Below are 490 nucleotides of genomic sequence, written 5' to 3' on the forward strand. Positions count from 1 at the left end.
CCGTATCGCGGGCCTGGCGGATCCCCCCGGATCCCCCTTCCGGCGCGACGCGAAATCCCCCGGTACGTCCCTCAGAGCGCCCTTACGTGTGGTGCTTACGCCCTGTCCTGTCACCTGCCCGGTTGGGTGGTTTGTCGGGATGGGCGCGTCAACCCCCGAACGGAGCTTTGACCATGAACAAGCTTATCCAGCGTGGTGTGCTGTCCATCGCCGGTCTGACCGCCGTGGCGGGAATCGCCGCCGGTTCCGGCCTGTCCCCCGACACCACCCCGGCGGTGACCACCACCCCGGTCGCCGCAACCCAGCAGGCGTCGGCCGACACGCCGGTGTCGATGGACAAGCTGCTGCCCCACGGCACCCCGGCCGGGCAGTCGACCGTTCCGCTCTCCGCCGAGCAGAAGGACAACGCCAAGGCCATCATCGAGGCCACCAAGAAGGCCGGCATGGACGAGCGGGCCGCCGTGGTCGCGATCGCCACCAGCCTCCAGGA

General features: G+C 69.6%; 1 pseudogene. It reads left to right on the top strand.

What is annotated here, in order from left to right:
- Window positions 1–173: 173 nt before the first annotated feature.
- Window positions 174–490, top strand: a pseudogene (locus QSK20_RS31935) (hypothetical protein); the annotation flags it as partial.

The sequence above is a fragment of the Micromonospora sp. NBRC 101691 genome, from assembly GCF_030269285.1.
GTDB classification, from domain to species: Bacteria; Actinomycetota; Actinomycetes; order Mycobacteriales; family Micromonosporaceae; genus Micromonospora; species Micromonospora echinospora.